The following is a 16,366-nucleotide window of genomic DNA, read 5'->3' as shown; positions in this document are numbered from 1 at the left end:
TATACAACCCCAAGGTATAATGACGATAGGCTCACAATAGGCTCTCACTTTTAATAAATGCTCTCAGTAAAAGCGGACTTAAGCAATTAGGTCCGTTTTTTATTATATACGTCAGACTAGCGTTTTTACGAAACACCACTTATTAAGCGTCAATTATTGAGTAAAAGTGATTAAACTCCTTATTAAAATTCGCGTTAAACTTCGCGCAGTGTGAGTGTGATAGCCCCGCTGTCTGTCAAGTTACTTTTTTTAGTGACATCGATCACTTAACAAGTAACTAAGTTAGATTGCCAGTTTCGTTTAGCACTATCTCTTGGTATGATTTATAATAAGGTATTGGGCTTAAGAGTGCCCTTAACTCAATAAATTTATTATCATTAAAAAACGGTGTTTCTTACTCATTTTTAATAATTATGTGATTCATTATGGCTTTATTACCAATTTTAAGTTATCCCGATCCTCGTTTGCGTACCATTGCTAAGCCTGTTAAGAAGGTTGATGATGATATTAAGACGCTCATCGAAGACATGATTGAGACTATGTATGATGCCAAGGGCATAGGTTTGGCAGCAACACAAGTGGATCGTCATATTCAGTTGATTGTCATGGATCTATCAGAAAATAATGATAATCCTCGGGTGTTTATTAACCCCAAAGTAACCCCGCTTGTCGAAGATAAAAAGCCGTATGAAGAAGGCTGTTTATCAGTACCTGACGTCTATGATTCCGTTGAGCGCCCTACAAAAGTAAAAATTGAGGCATTAGATAGAGACGGTAATGCCTTTGAGGAAGAAGCGGAAGGCCTACTTGCCATTTGTATTCAGCACGAAATGGATCATCTCAACGGGGTTCTTTTTGTTGATTACTTATCCCGCTTAAAGCAGACTCGTGCTCGTGATAAAGTGCGTAAAGCGCTTAAAATGCGCGAGAAAGAGACTGGGTCAGTTAAGGTATAATGAACCAGCTACCCTAACTTTTTACTGCATGACATGATGAGAAAGCTAGAGGTTAAAAAAACACCCTTTAACCAATCGTTAAAGGGTGTTTCTTTGCTTAGAACGGATCGTTTTGCGCTTACTGTTTGACGCTTACTATAGATATAGTCAAAGAAGTCTAAAATGGTTACAAGGCAACCGAGTGCAAGTACTACTGGAGTAGGCTTAACGAGGTTAACGTCGTAACCGTTTAGTAGTTCGCTGACTATAGTCCAAATCCTTTAATTCAAGATATAGCACTTAGATAAACGGCTGCTCAAGCAGTTAATATAATCTTTATTTTAAACCCAGCACATCTTGCATATCATAACGACCGGCCGCTTGTTCAACAATCCAAGTAGAAGCACGTACAGCACCAGCAGCAAAGGTCATACGCTCGCGCGCATGATGTTTAATCTCCACCATTTCGCCATCAGCGATGAACATAACACTGTGATCACCAATTATTTCGCCACCTCGAATAGCATGAATACCAATACTGCCCTGTTTACGCTCACCTGTTTGACCTTCACGCCCATACAATGCCACGTCCTTTAGAATCTGACCGCGAGCAGTTGCTGCCGCATTGGCCATCATATAAGCGGTACCCGATGGCGCATCTACTTTGTGCTTATGATGAGCTTCAATAATCTCAATATCAGCAGTATTACCGAAGGCTTTGGCTGCCATCTCAATCAGTTTTAGCGAGACATTAACCCCTGTTGAATAGTTGCCTGCATATACGATGGGAATCTGCGTACTCGCACTATCTAGCACTGCTTCTTGAGCCTCGCTTAGACCGGTCGTCCCAATGACCATGGCTACCTGATGCTCAGCACACAGTTGTAGATTCTTCTCTGTCGCATCTGGCAAACTAAAGTCAATCAGCACATCTATCTTACTCAGTTCAGCCTCTAAATTGTCGCTCAAAACAATGCCATTTTTATCCAGTCCCACAAGCTCGCCAGCATCGACGCCAATTAAGCTTGAGCCACTACGATCAATGGCTGCTTTCAGTATGGTTTGGGGGTGGTTTATGACGGCTTCAATAAGCATTCGCCCCATACGACCGCCAGCTCCGATGATGCCAATATTAACTGTTCTATCTGCCGTTTTTGTCATAATACTCCTGATACACTGTCTATAAAATGTGTGATTAGATTATTTTTATACAACTCCCTTTAATAATAGCACGATTCTAAACACGGCTATATTACTAAACCATGCTCCGCCTTGTCATAAGCCAAACTTCTACTTATAAAAAAACTCATAAGTTCCACGTGAAACTTATGAGTTAATATTTAATTAATGCTGCAAGAATGCAGAGACGGTGCTCTAATAGTTCTATCTCAGTGTTGCTATATTAGTTCTGCTATATTAGTGCTACTGATTTACTATCAGTTGCTTATTGATCACGAATCAGTCAAAAAAATTAATCAAAAAGATCGCCTAACTTTTCAAAAAACGACTTTTTCTTAGGCGATTGATGGTGCTTCTCATCGCCATCAAGGGTGTCTTGAAACTGGCGGAGTAACTCTTTTTGTTCACGGTTAAGGTTTACAGGGGTTTCAACCATAATACGGCAAATCATATCCCCTTTCATGGTGGTGCGCACTGGGGTAACCCCTTTACCGCGCACCCGTAATAATTTGCCACTTTGTGTCCCTTCAGCCACCTTGATTTTTACTTTGCCATCAAGTGTTGGAATTTCAACTTCTTTACCCAAAGCTGCATCTGTAATGCTAATCGGTACATCCATATACAGATCTGCACCTTGACGCTTAAAGACAGGGTGCTCTTTAACACGAACCTCAACATAAAGATCACCATTTTGCACGCCTGCACCACCGGCCTCACCTTCACCGGCTAAGCGAACTCTGTCGCCATCATCAACACCCGCAGGGATAGACACTTCAAGCGTTCGTGCTTTATCTTTAACGCCACTACCATGACAGTCACTGCACGGGTTCTTGATTTGTTTACCTGAACCGCCACAGTTTGGACAGGTTTGCTGTACCGCAAAGAAACCTTGTTGCATTCGGACTTGACCTTGACCACCACAAGTCTGACAGGTAACAATATCTGAAGGATCTTTTGCGCCTTTTCCGTCACAAGTATCGCATGGCGCTGGCGCAGTAAAGCTAATTTCTTTTTTACAGCCCCGCACCGCCTCTTCTAATGTAAGCTCGATGACGTAACGTAAATCTGACCCACGCCGTGCACGTCCACCCCCACGCGATTGACCAAATATATCGCCAAAGTTACCGAAAATATCGCCAAAGATGTCTTGGAAATTGCCAGCACCAGCACCGCCAAAACCGCCACTACCCATACCATTTTCAAACGCTGCATGCCCCATACGGTCGTATGCTGATCGCTTATCACTATCGCTTAATACTTCGTAAGCTAGAGAGGCTTCTTTAAATTTTTCTTCTGCATCAGGGTCGTCTGAGTTACGGTCTGGATGGTATTTCATTGCCAGTTTACGGTAGGCCTTTTTTATTTCACGTTCATCGGCGTTTTTGCTGACGCCTAGTACTTCGTAAAAATCTCGCTTGCTCATGAAAGCTCCTCTCAATTGCCCTATTGTGTTTCACGTGAAACCATGCAAAATAATTGTATTCAAATTAATACTATGCAGAAATGACATTCACAGCGTAAAACTCACAACGGGTTATATTTTTTAATACTCAAATTTTTAATAATGGATGTGGATAATATAAAATAAACATCACGAAAGAAACATCGCGCTATGTCAATAAATCAATCACAATGAAGTTAACTAATATAAAAATAATACTTTGACCCATTTATGGTGGCAAACATCTCAATTATCAAGCAGACATGATAAAATTAGACTATCTTGTCCCTCACCTCATTTGATTAGTCTCTATTTTATGAAAAAATTCCTTATTTTTATCCTGTTGATTGCTATTGCCGTATTTGTAGGCTCTCCTTATTACACGGCCTATCAATTAAAGAAGGCCTATGATGCTAAAGATGGCGTAGCACTCGTGAGTCATATTGACTTTACCCAGCTACAGCCCAATATCCAAGCTCAATTGACGCATAAGTTTGCGAATACCTTATCGCAGTATCCTTTGGTAGAACAACTGGGCGGTGCAGCGCTTACCCAAGCGGCAGATGAGTTTATTACGGGGTCTGTTAATAAGGCAGTGACTGCTGACAACATCAGCCATTTGATTGCTACCCAAGGGCAAGCGAATGCGGCTAGCAAAGAGCTGGCTGCTGCATGGGCCATTGCCAGTAATAAGGTAAATCTACAAAACCTGATCCAAGATATGATTGCCCAGCGTGGCGATGTGAACTCCGTAGTGAAAAATCAAATTAATATCATGATGGAAAAACAAACCGAAGAGCTGACGACACACGTGCAAACAGGAGAGGATAGTGCCAAACCTAAGCTAAGCTATTGCGGAATTAACTGCTTTACCATTTCAGGCATGGTTAAAGGCTATCCCATTACCATATATATGCAGCGCCAAGGGCTTATTGACTGGAAGGTTGTTGATATTGAGCTACCCTAAATACCACTAGCTCAAAAGACATTATCTGCAGGGTGCTTCCTAGCCTTAAAAGTTGATAGTCGAAAAGGCTACTTGATACGGGCTACTTAATACAAGCTACTTAATATAAGCTACTTTACTTAGATAAATAAAGGCTCAAAGCGTTGCGCTTTGAGCCTCATATGCTGTTTGCTCAACTAACTTAACTTAATTGTCTATAGGAATTAAAGAGGTTTAAGACCTAAAAACGTCAAAAAGGCATCTTGATCATAAGCACGATCATACATAACGCCATCTGTACGGTATATGGCAGGAGTCGCAAATACAGCAAGCCCTGCTGCTAAGACTTGATTCACATAGAGTGGATTTTGATCTTGACGACACCTCGACTTACCTTTTTGTAAGATGCCATTCATTGCCACATCCAGTGCCATTTTTCGCGCCCTCTCATCTGTTTCACACCAGATTCGGCGCATCTGCTCTGACGACTCTGCGTACACTGGAAAACCAATCACTTTTAGCGTAATGCCTTGGGCGTTAATGTTGGCTATTTCTTTATGTAGTACACGGCAATAAGGGCAATTTACATCTGTTGCTACATAGACAATAGCACGCTCTTTAGTAGTGGCAGGGTATACAATCAGCTCTTTTTCATCTAACTGAGAGAAGATATAGCGGTTTTTTTGTTTTTCAAACTCTGCGTCAAGCCCCATAAACCGCCCATCCTCAATCACGGATATTTCGCCATCGGTAAACACGTCTGCGTATTTCGTCGTTATAAAAGGCTGACCTTGCAAGGTAGTCCCCCAAATCACACCCGGAACAGCCGTATAATATAAGGGCACGTCAGGTGACAGATGTTTTAACATTTTCGAATTATTCAGTATAGAAGCTCTCAGGACAGGGCTTACTGGCATGCCACTTTTGGTTGCACTAGTAGGCTCATTGGGGGGCGTCGATACTTTAGGGCTTGGATTTGAGTGTAGCACCCCTTGCAGTACATATTTTCCATCAGCGGTAATATGTAAGGGCGGACTATCTCTACCCACCAGTGTTACTTGATACATGGAGGGCAGCGGTGATGGCTCAATTGAGCGAATTGGCTGCTTTATACCTGCCTGTTGTAAGGTATTTAGTAAGCGCTGTTTTGTTGGTGCGCTAAGATCTTTTCTTTGCTCTGTTTTATTTTTCTCTTTATTTTTCTCTGTTTCATTATGATGGCTATCTGCCGCTTCAATACCAGTGACTGTATGACTTGCTTGACTGGATACTTGGTCAGCGGCTTGAGCGTGACTAGGTGATTGGTTAAGCGTTTGATTAAACGCCTTGATGTGCTGGGTTGAGTCATTGGCATTGGTTGAGGACGACGCAGCATTGACTGGAATGGGTATAGCTACCACGCTTGATACGGCACAGACTAAGAGTACAGTTAACTTGCATTGTTTGATTGAGATAATAGCCGTGTTTAATGATTTGTTTATCATTCTGTTTGTTGAGGGGCTTGTCGAGCGGTTTATGGATCTATTGATAGACTTAGGCATAGACTGTTTGCAAAACTCTTTCCTCATTGCTTATCCTTTCAAATCAAATTATTTGTATAGTGCTTGTCTGTTTGCATACATAGTTTTAGGCGCACTGCTTTACGTGCATCGTATTGCTTTGCATGCAAGAGTGTCTTAATAATTCATATCAATAACCAAGTCTAAAAAAGCATTAGGCAAAGCATAGCGCATCAATCTTACCCACATCACTCTCTAAAGTTTTTTTGCTAAAGTTCTTTTGCTAAGGTTCTTTCTGTTAAAAGAAGCATGATATTGAGAGCCGCTTTTTGGTAAGCGACTGTTTGATTGAGAACGCTTATAAATGTGACTTTTTTATAGTAAACGTGAGTCTAATAATTTGAATCGTTTAAATTGTCTCTCAACCATGCATAGTTATACTTGAAGCATAGGTTAACTCTGCCCTATGATTTGATAAATCATATTATATAAAACAGTGATGCTATCAACATTTCAATCAAGCATGGGAATCGCTTATTCCCTTGTTATATTGCAACGTTATAGGTTTTCAGAGTCATAGGTGGGCAAGGTATTGTTAACTAAATAGCAATATAACACGGTAGCACGGCGAGACCATCCCAGATTCTGTGTAACTGCCATTTAGATTAAATGCTTACTGATACGGTCATCAAACATAATCATAAAGCGATTCAGAGCAGACGTCCAGTTACGGATGGGCATCGACCACTTTTTAGAGGCCTGCTGGGTTGCCAGATATACTACCTTGAATGCTGCCTGATCAGATGGGAACACCTTACGCTTATTCACGGCTGTCCGAATCACGCTGTTCAATGATTCTATCGCATTAGTAGTATAAATCACTTTTCTGATGTCTTTTGGATACTCAAAGAACACCGTTAAGCCCTCCCAGTTATTGCGCCAAGACTTGATGACATGCGGGTACTCTTTGCCCCATACTTCATCAAAGTGCTCAAGGTTGGCCTCTGCTATCTCAAGCGTATCAGCGCCGTAGATGGTCTTTAAATCAGCCGCTACTGCCTTTTTGTCCGTCCAAGGTACGAACTTCATCGAATAGCGCACCATATGCACGATACACAGCTGAACCTTGGCTTTGGGATAAACGGTATTGATGGCATCAGGGAAGCTCTTTAGACCATCGACACAGGCAATGAGGATATCTTGTACCCCACGGTTTTGTAGTTCAGTGAGAACACCCAGCCAGAACTTAGCGCCCTCATTCTCTGATAACCACATGCCAAGCAGCTCTTTTTTACCATCAAGTCCCACGCCTAAGGCCAGATAGATTGCCTTGTTGATAATCTGCTTATCTTGGCGTACTTTAACGACAATACAGTCCAAATAGACGATAGGATAAACACTACTCAGTGGCCGGTTCTGCCAAGCGGTGATGTCCTCTAAGATGTTGTCCGTGACTCTTGAGACAAGAGAGCTTGATATATCAACGTCGTAGAGCTCTTTAATGCTCTCTACAATCTCGGTGGTGGTTTGACCCTTGGCGTAAAGGAATATAATCTTGTCATCAAGGCCACTAATACGGGTTTGATGCTTGCGCACGAGTGTAGGTTCAAAAGCGCCGTCACGGTCTCTTGGGGTGGATATCTCAAGATCGCCTGTGTCACTGCGGACGGTCTTTTTAGTGTGCCCATTACGCTTATTAGGTTTATCCGCTTTTTGATGTTTGGGGTAGCCGAGATGGTCTTCCATTTCAGCCTCTAAGGCAGTATCAATAAAGGATTGCATGAGCTGCCTTTGAAAGTCTTTAATGTCATCGAAGCTTTTCATGCTACCAGCCATTTGCTCGGCTAGTTTTTTAATGTCAGATTGAGTAGTCATTGCTTATTCTCCGGTTAGTGGATTATAAGCAGTTACACAGTTTTTGGGAAACTCTCAGCACGGCCAAATAGCAATACAGCACGGCTAAAAACTAGCGACTTCTTCCTCTGTTAAAAAACGACTGTCACCCTTCTCCAAGCCTTCTAGGGTAATACCACCAATACTGGATCGATGCAGTTCAATCACTCTATTACCAAAATAACCCATCATGCGTTTCACTTGATGGTATTTGCCTTCCGTTAAAATTAAACGGGCATGGGTGTCATCAATAAACGCTAGTGTTGCTGGTTTAGTAGGCTCATGGTCGCCCTCCAGTAAAATCCCCTTGGCTACTTTAGTAGTGGCATTAGCTTGCTCGTTTTCGTCCATCGGGCTTGCTAAGGTCAGCTCATATACTTTTTCATGCTGATGCTTTGGGCTAGTCACTCGGTGTAACCAGCTGCCATCATCACTTAAAATCAGAGCCCCTGTAGTATCGACATCCAGACGCCCTGCAATACGCAATGTATCAAGCTCTGGTATGGCAATCAGCTCGGTCACAATAGGATATTCTTTCGGCTTCAGCGTACACTCGAAGCCTTCAGGTTTATACAGTAAAATATAGCGATTGCCTGTGGCGACGGACAGTGATTCGCCCACCCACATGACCTCATCATTTAACTCATCAACATGCAAGCTACCATCTTTCACGATGTCGTCATTCACAGTAATTTCACTGGCATGAAGCACTTTTTTGGCCTCTTTACGTGATAGCCCTGTGGCTTTACTGATAAATTTGTCTAAACGCATATGTGCTATCCTTTGGGTTTATTTTAAGGTTATAAAATTAGATAATTAGTTATTGCAAGTTTACCATAGCAATACCTGTACAAAGCGATAGCTTTGTTGCTGGGTCATTCAACTTGGTTGTCGCCTTTATTCATGCACCCTAATTAGGCCACTTATTTGTTTAACTTATTTAATTAGACAGCTAGGTTTAATTAGGCATCTAGGTTATACCAGTTTATAACAACCATTCCTTTTTCTCTGAAAATCTATTTAAAACTATTTATTTGAAACGCTCATGACCTATCAAACCTTAGCGAAGCCTGTTAATGCCCGACTTGACATTAAAAAGTCTGAGTTTATCGCCTATGCCTATCCTGCCCCTACGCGTGAGCAAGCTATGTTTCACGTGGAACAGCTGCGCAACAAATATCCCGATGCTCGTCATCACTGTTGGGCATACATTATTGGCGATCCGAATAATACCACTAGTGCAGGGTTCGACGATGATGGCGAACCTAATGGTACTGCTGGGCGACCCATACTCAATGTACTGCAACATAAAAACATCGGTAATGCCATCATTATCGTTGTTCGCTATTTTGGCGGTATAAAACTAGGTGCAGGCGGATTAACACGTGCTTACGCGGGAGCGGCCCAATCAGCAGTTGATGAAGCGATGAGTAAGAATGGACTAACGCCTTTTGTAGCGATGACCACCCTGCAAATTGAAGCAGATTTCGCTAATGAGTCGCAAGTGCGCTATGTGGTTGAAGATATGAAGGGCAAAGTTAATGCGGTTCATTATAGTAAGGTGGTTATGCTAACAGCTACCTTGGCTGAAAGCGACATAGAAACTCTAAAAGAGCGGTTAGGCATGTACGGTAGAGTGATTAAAGAACCATAACCAGGAGCACTAATAAAGGGCATACCACCCCTCTTTTACTGTTTTTTGACTAACTTTCCAAAGCTCAGTAATCATTTGTACACTAAAACTATTGGTTTTGTCACACATAGTAGGTATCATATTGCTTAATCTACACCGACTTTGCATACCGAATGTAATACGTACACTCAACTCTCACATTGATACAAAAAGCCATATGATTAAGCCAAAAAAGAAGATTTTTACCCACGTTTTAAATAACGATGCCTTCAACCTTATCCCATTTAAGCCACCGGTTTGGCTTGCTAACCCACATCTACAAACCATCTTACCTAAGTTTACCATGCCAGATGCGCCCCCCTATCGGCGTGCACTGACCCTCGACTCGTTAAACGAGAGTGAAGTAGCTTACGACTTTCATGATGTCAATGAACCAATACCAGCAGAGGGAGAACGCTACAAAACCCCTTTAGTGGTTTTATTTCATGGGATGGAAGGCAGTAGCCAAAGTCATTATGCGCGTACCTTAGCACACTATGTACACGCGCAAGGGTGGCACTTCGTTGTGGCTCATTTTCGCAGCTGTGGTGGCACTCGTGTCAATGGCCAAGTATTCTATGACGCAGGCGATACGCTTGAAGTTCATCACTCTCTACAGTATTTGAACAAACGATATGAGTCTATATATGCGATTGGCACCTCGCTTGGCGGTAGTGTATTGGCAAAATATATGGGCGAATATGGCGACGATGCCTTGTGTATTGCCGCCAGCATTATATCTGCACCGCTCGATTTAGCATCCTCTTCTGTTGCTCTAGACAGACTCCTTGGTCGCCGTGTCTATACGCCCTATTTGCTCAACCCCATTGTGACTAAAGCCATGGAATATACATTAACCGATGCAGAGCTTCAAGCCATTAAAGCCAGCCGCCGCCTCAGCGAATTCGACGAGGCTTTTACCGCACCTCGTCATGGCTACCGCTCAAAAAATGACTACTATACCAAAGCGTCCGCCCTACCGCATTTGCTCGGTATTACTAAACCTACCATGATAATCACTGCGTTGGATGACCCCTTTATTGGCATTATGCCCACCAGTGGCGATGTTTCAGATGATGTCATATTGTGTGAAACCAAACATGGCGGGCATATTGGCTTTATGACGTGGCACAATAAAAAGTTCAACTCCAACTGGATGCCTGAAGCCTCTATGAACTTTTTTAAACAGCTTTAAGCGCTCCTATCACGCTGCCATACTTTTATACTGATAGACCCCTAACAATATGTAACAATTCGAATGCGGAGCTAATCTCGCCGTTCGCTACTATCTGCCTAGCCAATGGCGTGCTGACTACAGTAACTGGTAGCGTTCCATCTGGCCGAGCGACCACTACCAGTGTAACCGTCAGCAACACCATTGTCGTCGTCAGGATATCCGCTGCCGTCAAGGCTAAACCGCTCTAACCTTTATGCTAATGACAATTATGATTATGATAGTTTCCATAGACTAAAAGAGTTACTGGCAAACCTGCACTGATAAACATGCCCTGATAACTAATAACACGGATTTTCAAAATCAGGGACAAGGCAACCGAACGCAAGTACTACTCTAGTAGGCTTAGTGAGGTTAACGCTGTAGCTCTTTAGTGTGCCTACGACTATAGTACAAGTCGTAGATTCAGGAAGCTCAACCGCAGAGCGAATTATTTTGACACAGACTATATTGCCATAGATGGTATTTATGACGGCTGAGACACGTCTACCACTTTGCAAGACACTTTGTTTTAAGCATAATTGAAAGCCTAATTCTATGTTGAGACTCTTTTATGTATCCGTTTTATCGTTATAGCAAAACTATCGTAAAATCGATTGTTGCCACGACTAAGGGTCATACCATTAATCTTGAAGACTCAGCAGAGATTCAAATCCGCTGTAGTCTAACGGATATCGATAATTTTATTGAAATGAACAATGGACGCGTCTTTACCTTATACGACTTTGGCCGTACCGACTTTGCCATCCGCTCTGGACTGGGTAAGAAGTTGCTACAAAAGCGTTGGGGATTGGTGGTAGCAGGCAGTACCATACAATACCGCAAGCGTATTCGTCCTTTTGATTTAGTAACTATTAAGACGCATATTGCCGCCATTGATGAACGCTGGATCTATGTCGAACAGTCGATGTGGGTAAAAGGCAAGCCGTGTTCAACGGCTTTATTGCGCACGGGTATTACTAAAGGCGGCCGAGTCATTGAAACCCAAAAGGTACTAGATGCGTTAGGCAAACCTGATTGGAAAATGCCCCCTACCGGCTATGTGGCGGAATGGATTGAGAGTGAAGCTGATAGACCGTGGCCACCTAAAGGTTAATTTATAGTCATAGGTTTAATAAAGAGACGTTACCCTCATTGAGCCTACTACAATAGGCCTTGCACTCAGTTGATTTGTCACTCAGTTGCCTTCTCAGTTGCCTCGTCATTCATTTATATGCCTTCAACTATATCCACCGATCAAAGTAAAAACCCGCTAAAGCATAACTTCAGCGGGTTTTTAACTGGCCCATTTAAACAGCCACTCATAAACTGATTAGACGGTTATGGTCAAAGAACTCTAAAACCTTACAAGGCACTCGGCCGCAGAGAATACAAATAGTACATCTAGGGAGAGTCACGCCGTAACGACTTAGTAGTTCGCCAACTATTACTTTACGATTAACCAATCATCGCTGTTAGCTGATCATCAGTTAGTACAGTATCAGCCAGTTGTATCGTTTCAATATGGAAATAACCGCCAAAGCTTGGCGCATTCCATTTTTGAATGGTAACACTGTCATTAACATTGTCCTGCTGACCATCAAACTCTATCACTAAATTACAACCTTGTAGATCGACCACTAAGTCGGATAGGCTAAAGCTGGTTAAATCAAGCGTGTCGTTACCAGACCAATCTTTAATAACATCGTTGCCATCGCCTTTGGAGAATACATAAGTGTCATCGCCAACCCCACCTTTAAGACAATCATTACCCGCTCCACCAGTTAAGACATCGGTACCGATACCCCCAGATAGATAATCATTGCCACCCTGTCCGAACAGTTCATCATCTCCTAGACCCCCAATAAGGCTATCCTTACCATTGCCACCGATCAGAATATCGTCACCAAATAGGCCATAGATTCTGTGCGACGCATCATCTTGGGCGACGATAATATCATCACACCAAGTCCCTTTGGTTTTGCCTGCATCCGCATCAATAACAGAGTGACTAACGACCAGCTGCGTAGCACTGCTAACTTGGGCACCATAAGCATCTGTCGCGGTAATTTGAATATCATAAACCGCTGATTGATTATGGTGTTGCGCCGCTAGCTGAGTTGCATCAGCACTTAATTCGCCAGTATTAGCATCAATACGGATACCCGTTGGCACCTCACTACCATCTGCCATGCTAACTTGATAGGTTAACGCATCGCCATCAGCATCAGTAAAGGCATTTTGTGGTAAGTCATATTGCCAATCGCTGTCTGAAGCAGATATATACTGTACAGGGCTTATAGCTTGATTGACTTGCGGACGTGCATTGCTTATTAAATCAAATAATTGTTCAGCTTGTGCACCGCTTGGATCCGTTGCGATTACCTTAATGGCTATGTCTTTACCTTGTGGGGCAATACCTGATAAGGTATTCGAGGTGGCATCAAAGCTTAACCACTCAGGCAAATAGCTGCCATCCGCAAGCGTGACACTATAAGTCAGCTCATCTCCATCCCTGTCAGTAAACAGACTATCAGTGAAAACCAACTCAAACGTCTCATCTACCGTAGCGACCTGATCGGCAATAATCTCGTTTACTTCTGGCGCTGTATTTACAACTTCATTTTGATTTAAGTTAAGTCCAATTAATACTGGGTTGTGATCACTGGCTCGGTAAGCATCTGGGGTATATAACTGTTTCTGACCATCGCTTTTATAGGAGGTATCATAGTCAAAGGCGGTTGCTTCCTCAGCATTGATGCCCCAAGTTGCCACACCGGTAATTTGATCACTCAACGAGTCGCTGGTAATAATATGATCGAGTGATCCCCATACGCCTTTAAATACATAAGAGTAGCCCTCTTTTTGGATATCGTAACCATTATTTTCCAGATACTGTAAAGAGTCTTCCATGGTGTATGAGTTAAAATCGCCAATCAGTACATTATCTGTGTCGCCTGTGCCAGTTGGATCAGTATCCATCCATTTTTTAAGCTGCTGGGCAGCCTCTAAACGAGTGATCGGGTTATTACCTTGGCCGTCTTGTTGGTCTGGATCAATGACACTACCTTTTGATTTAAAATGATTCACGACTACACTAAATTGCTCGCCATCTGCGTTTGCTTTAAAAGCTTGCGCTAACGGTACACGGTTGCCATTATCAAAGGCAGGGTATGCGTCAGTATCTGGCACCGCAGCCGAACCAACTGGTGTCACGTTAGCAGGCTTATAAATCATACCTACCATAATAGCGTCATCGCCTGCTGTAGGTTCAGTGCCTGCTGTGGATTCGGTGCTACTGTTAAATGGGCCTTTGATATAGTCATAAGTATTTGCGCCCATTTTTGCATTAATAGCATCGACAAATGCTTTGATAGCGCTGTCTTCGCCATAGCCATTGTTTTGAATTTCCATCAAACCAACCACATCGGCATCTAACCCTTCAATCATAGACACTAATTTATCAAGCTGACGGTTATACTCTTCAAGATTATCTGCGCCGCGGCTAGACTGCTCATTGCCATAAGGGGTTTCAAACTTCGAATTGCCAAAGGTGGTAAAGAAGTTGAGTACATTGGCAGAAGCCACCGTTATTTCAGCATCACCGATTTTGGCATGTAAGTCTTCAGCAGTTGGTCTATCTTCACCGGTAAAGTTATAACCTTTACCATCGATAGGTTGAATCTTGTAGTTACCGAATGAGTAATTAACCACCCCGTTTACTTCTGCAACGCTATCGCCACCTCTTAGAATATTAGTGTCTGATAACGGCTCACCATTTCTACCAAAAAGAACCGTGTCAGGATTTTGCACAGTGCTGGCATCTTCAATAATGATGCGGTCACGCGCTAAGGCTTCAAGATAATCCTGATTACCCTCAACGTCGGGTTTATTGATTTCTGTATATTGTACTTGTACCTCATCCGATGTGAGGACTACTTCGCCATATCGTCCTAAATTATAGGTTTCAGTAACCACTAAGCTACCATTGTCTGACCCCGATTTAATATTGACATACATGCCCTCAACGGTTTCAAAGTCGAAGCTGTCAGTGGTAGGAAGCGTGATAGTGATAGGCTCTGGTAAATCATTAATAGTTCCGTCATTGGTAACCGTAAATCCTTGCGTATAATTAATTTGGGTATTGTTATAATACTCGTTAACAAGGCCCGATAGCGTGACCGTATCGCCAATACTCGCCATCATCACACCAGGATTATTAGAACCATAATAAACAAAGATACCTTCCGACGTTGCCTCATTCACATCATAATCGGTCGCTTGCTCTTGTACATAAAATCCTTTCAGGCCGGGTACATAAGCCGTCACAATAGCATTGATAGTCACTTCTTGACCCAGATACGCCTGCGAGCCATCATTGCCCACACCCTGAATGTCATGGATGAGTGTGTAATCGGTAGGTTGAGGCACTGATGTTGATGTCGTAAAATCAAGGGTGTTGGGTGTGGTATCGCCGAAATTAACGGCCCATGCATTGCCTGCAATGTCAGTAATGGCGGTGTCATCAATGCTTAATTGATAAGACGCATCTGCCTCAAGATCGCTCGTTGGATCGATGGTTAGCGTATTACCAGCCACGCTAATGCGATCGCTTAGAGCAACATCAAAGGTTTCAACCACATTGCCGTTTGCGTCTTTGAGTGTGATATTGCCACTCCCCGTCTGGATAACCTCATCAAATGTCAGGGTAATATTACTATTCGCAGCAAGTTCGCTGTCATTATCAGCGGGATTGGCAGAAACCAAAGTGGGGGCTGTTGTATCTGGTGCAGCGCCTTCTAAGGTAAAACTGCCCGTAGGTTGAGCAAATCCAGTGCTGTTGTCGCCTTGCCAATTATCTGGATTACTTATCGCAGCTAGCAGTTCCTCTTTAGAGGCAGTGGTTGTGCCTTGATACACGGCATTATCTACCTCTGCAATGGCGATTGCTGTTTTGCCAACTTCAAGACCTGTAGGTAATGCAGATGTATTTGAGCTCGTGGCATCTTCTTGCCAGTCTGACCCTTCTAAATTAACAGCATATATAAAATTAGGGGCTGTATCGTCGCCCTGATAAGCAATGACCTGATCACCACTTGCGGATAAGGCTAAGTTACCTTTGCTTGCCACTGTACCTAATGAGGCAACAACGCCACCATCATTAGTCAATGTGATAATACTACCCGCAGAAATGTGCTGATCGGCTGTCCATATCCAAGTACCCTCGTTAGCCCTAAATGCACCTGTGCTGGTCACACCATTATCAGTAAATTTAATTTCAGTATCTTTACTTAAATCTGTTAATGCGACAAAACTAACTTGATCAGGATTGTCTGAGTTAATACCAATGATGGCGATATCGCCTGCATTTAAAGAGGTTGTCATGGTGTGCTCCAAGGTGGGGTATCAAGATAAAAATCAAGGTAAATAAGACTAAGCTAGGTAAGCCTTGTCATAATATGGAGAATAAATGACAAGCCAATGAAGCCTAAATAACACTTTGATGACAATTTGTATGGCGTACTTAGTAATTAGTAAATAAAAAATATTAAAGAGTTTCAAATACTTATCTACCATACTATGCTCTA

Annotated in this window: 11 protein-coding genes; 5 read left to right on the top strand and 6 right to left on the bottom strand. The window is 42.7% G+C overall.

What is annotated here, in order from left to right; all coding sequences use genetic code 11:
• Positions 1 to 425: 425 nt before the first annotated feature.
• Positions 426 to 956 carry a peptide deformylase gene (gene def / locus AC2SLN_RS11530; RefSeq protein WP_486530688.1) on the top strand — a complete coding sequence of 177 codons (531 nt, stop codon included), beginning with the start codon at positions 426 to 428 and terminating at the stop codon, positions 954 to 956.
• 315 nt (positions 957 to 1,271) lie between these two features.
• Here the strand turns inward: def and dapB are convergent, their stop codons facing one another.
• Together dapB and dnaJ are read right to left on the bottom strand one after the other, a co-directional pair.
• The gene (dapB, locus tag AC2SLN_RS11525; protein ID WP_486550108.1) at positions 1,272 to 2,096 is read right to left on the bottom strand and encodes a 4-hydroxy-tetrahydrodipicolinate reductase; all 825 of its coding nucleotides are present in this window, start codon (positions 2,094 to 2,096) and stop codon (positions 1,272 to 1,274) included.
• Between the two features lie 310 nt (positions 2,097 to 2,406).
• Positions 2,407 to 3,537, bottom strand: coding sequence for a molecular chaperone DnaJ (gene dnaJ, locus AC2SLN_RS11520; protein ID WP_486550107.1), 1,131 nt, complete (start codon positions 3,535 to 3,537; stop codon positions 2,407 to 2,409).
• Between the two features lie 334 nt (positions 3,538 to 3,871).
• On the opposite strand from dnaJ, the gene AC2SLN_RS11515 reads away from it, so the two are divergent.
• Positions 3,872 to 4,522 carry a DUF2939 domain-containing protein gene (locus AC2SLN_RS11515; RefSeq protein WP_486550105.1) on the top strand — a complete coding sequence of 217 codons (651 nt, stop codon included), beginning with the start codon at positions 3,872 to 3,874 and terminating at the stop codon, positions 4,520 to 4,522.
• A 203-nt stretch (positions 4,523 to 4,725) separates the two neighbouring features.
• Here the strand turns inward: AC2SLN_RS11515 and AC2SLN_RS11510 are convergent, their stop codons facing one another.
• The 3 genes from AC2SLN_RS11510 to AC2SLN_RS11500 form a co-directional block, all read right to left on the bottom strand.
• Positions 4,726 to 6,069, bottom strand: a complete 1,344-nt coding sequence (locus AC2SLN_RS11510) for a thioredoxin fold domain-containing protein (RefSeq protein WP_486550103.1) — start codon at positions 6,067 to 6,069, stop codon at positions 4,726 to 4,728.
• 591 nt (positions 6,070 to 6,660) lie between these two features.
• A complete protein-coding gene (locus AC2SLN_RS11505; RefSeq protein WP_486549243.1) occupies positions 6,661 to 7,875 on the bottom strand; it encodes an IS256 family transposase in 1,215 nt (404 codons plus the stop codon).
• Positions 7,876 to 7,959: 84 nt separating this feature from the next.
• The gene (locus AC2SLN_RS11500) at positions 7,960 to 8,664 is read right to left on the bottom strand and encodes a pseudouridine synthase (protein ID WP_486550905.1); all 705 of its coding nucleotides are present in this window, start codon (positions 8,662 to 8,664) and stop codon (positions 7,960 to 7,962) included.
• A 274-nt stretch (positions 8,665 to 8,938) separates the two neighbouring features.
• On the opposite strand from AC2SLN_RS11500, the gene AC2SLN_RS11495 reads away from it, so the two are divergent.
• From AC2SLN_RS11495 to AC2SLN_RS11485, 3 genes are all read left to right on the top strand, one after another.
• Positions 8,939 to 9,547, top strand: coding sequence for a YigZ family protein (locus tag AC2SLN_RS11495; RefSeq protein ID WP_486550903.1), 609 nt, complete (start codon positions 8,939 to 8,941; stop codon positions 9,545 to 9,547).
• Positions 9,548 to 9,743: 196 nt separating this feature from the next.
• Complete coding sequence (locus AC2SLN_RS11490) at positions 9,744 to 10,760, top strand: YheT family hydrolase (RefSeq protein ID WP_486550901.1); 1,017 nt, start codon at positions 9,744 to 9,746, stop codon at positions 10,758 to 10,760.
• 592 nt (positions 10,761 to 11,352) lie between these two features.
• Positions 11,353 to 11,895: an acyl-CoA thioesterase gene (locus AC2SLN_RS11485; RefSeq protein ID WP_486550900.1), complete on the top strand. Its 543-nt coding sequence runs from the start codon at positions 11,353 to 11,355 to the stop codon at positions 11,893 to 11,895.
• A gap of 341 nt (positions 11,896 to 12,236) precedes the next feature.
• Here the strand turns inward: AC2SLN_RS11485 and AC2SLN_RS11480 are convergent, their stop codons facing one another.
• Positions 12,237 to 16,163, bottom strand: a complete 3,927-nt coding sequence (locus AC2SLN_RS11480; RefSeq protein WP_486550898.1) for an ExeM/NucH family extracellular endonuclease — start codon at positions 16,161 to 16,163, stop codon at positions 12,237 to 12,239.
• Between the last annotated feature and the right edge of the window lie 203 nt (positions 16,164 to 16,366).

It is taken from the genome of Psychrobacter sp. CX90 (genome assembly GCF_057396305.2).
Note: the sequence above shows the minus strand (reverse complement) of the source record. Positions and strands in the feature narration are given on the sequence as shown.

What these genes read in the sequence shown, in the direction of transcription:
- AC2SLN_RS11495 (WP_486550903.1), top strand. Translation starts at nt 8,939, where the DNA reads ATGACCTATCAAACCTTAGCGAAGCCTGTTAATGCCCGACTTGACATT.
- AC2SLN_RS11510 (WP_486550103.1), bottom strand. Translation starts at nt 6,069, where the DNA reads ATGAGGAAAGAGTTTTGCAAACAGTCTATGCCTAAGTCTATCAATAGA.
- AC2SLN_RS11490 (WP_486550901.1), top strand. Translation starts at nt 9,744, where the DNA reads ATGATTAAGCCAAAAAAGAAGATTTTTACCCACGTTTTAAATAACGAT.
- AC2SLN_RS11485 (WP_486550900.1), top strand. Translation starts at nt 11,353, where the DNA reads ATGTATCCGTTTTATCGTTATAGCAAAACTATCGTAAAATCGATTGTT.
- AC2SLN_RS11480 (WP_486550898.1), bottom strand. Translation starts at nt 16,163, where the DNA reads ATGACAACCTCTTTAAATGCAGGCGATATCGCCATCATTGGTATTAAC.
- AC2SLN_RS11505 (WP_486549243.1), bottom strand. Translation starts at nt 7,875, where the DNA reads ATGACTACTCAATCTGACATTAAAAAACTAGCCGAGCAAATGGCTGGT.
- AC2SLN_RS11500 (WP_486550905.1), bottom strand. Translation starts at nt 8,664, where the DNA reads ATGCGTTTAGACAAATTTATCAGTAAAGCCACAGGGCTATCACGTAAA.
- dapB (WP_486550108.1), bottom strand. Translation starts at nt 2,096, where the DNA reads ATGACAAAAACGGCAGATAGAACAGTTAATATTGGCATCATCGGAGCT.
- def (WP_486530688.1), top strand. Translation starts at nt 426, where the DNA reads ATGGCTTTATTACCAATTTTAAGTTATCCCGATCCTCGTTTGCGTACC.
- dnaJ (WP_486550107.1), bottom strand. Translation starts at nt 3,537, where the DNA reads ATGAGCAAGCGAGATTTTTACGAAGTACTAGGCGTCAGCAAAAACGCC.
- AC2SLN_RS11515 (WP_486550105.1), top strand. Translation starts at nt 3,872, where the DNA reads ATGAAAAAATTCCTTATTTTTATCCTGTTGATTGCTATTGCCGTATTT.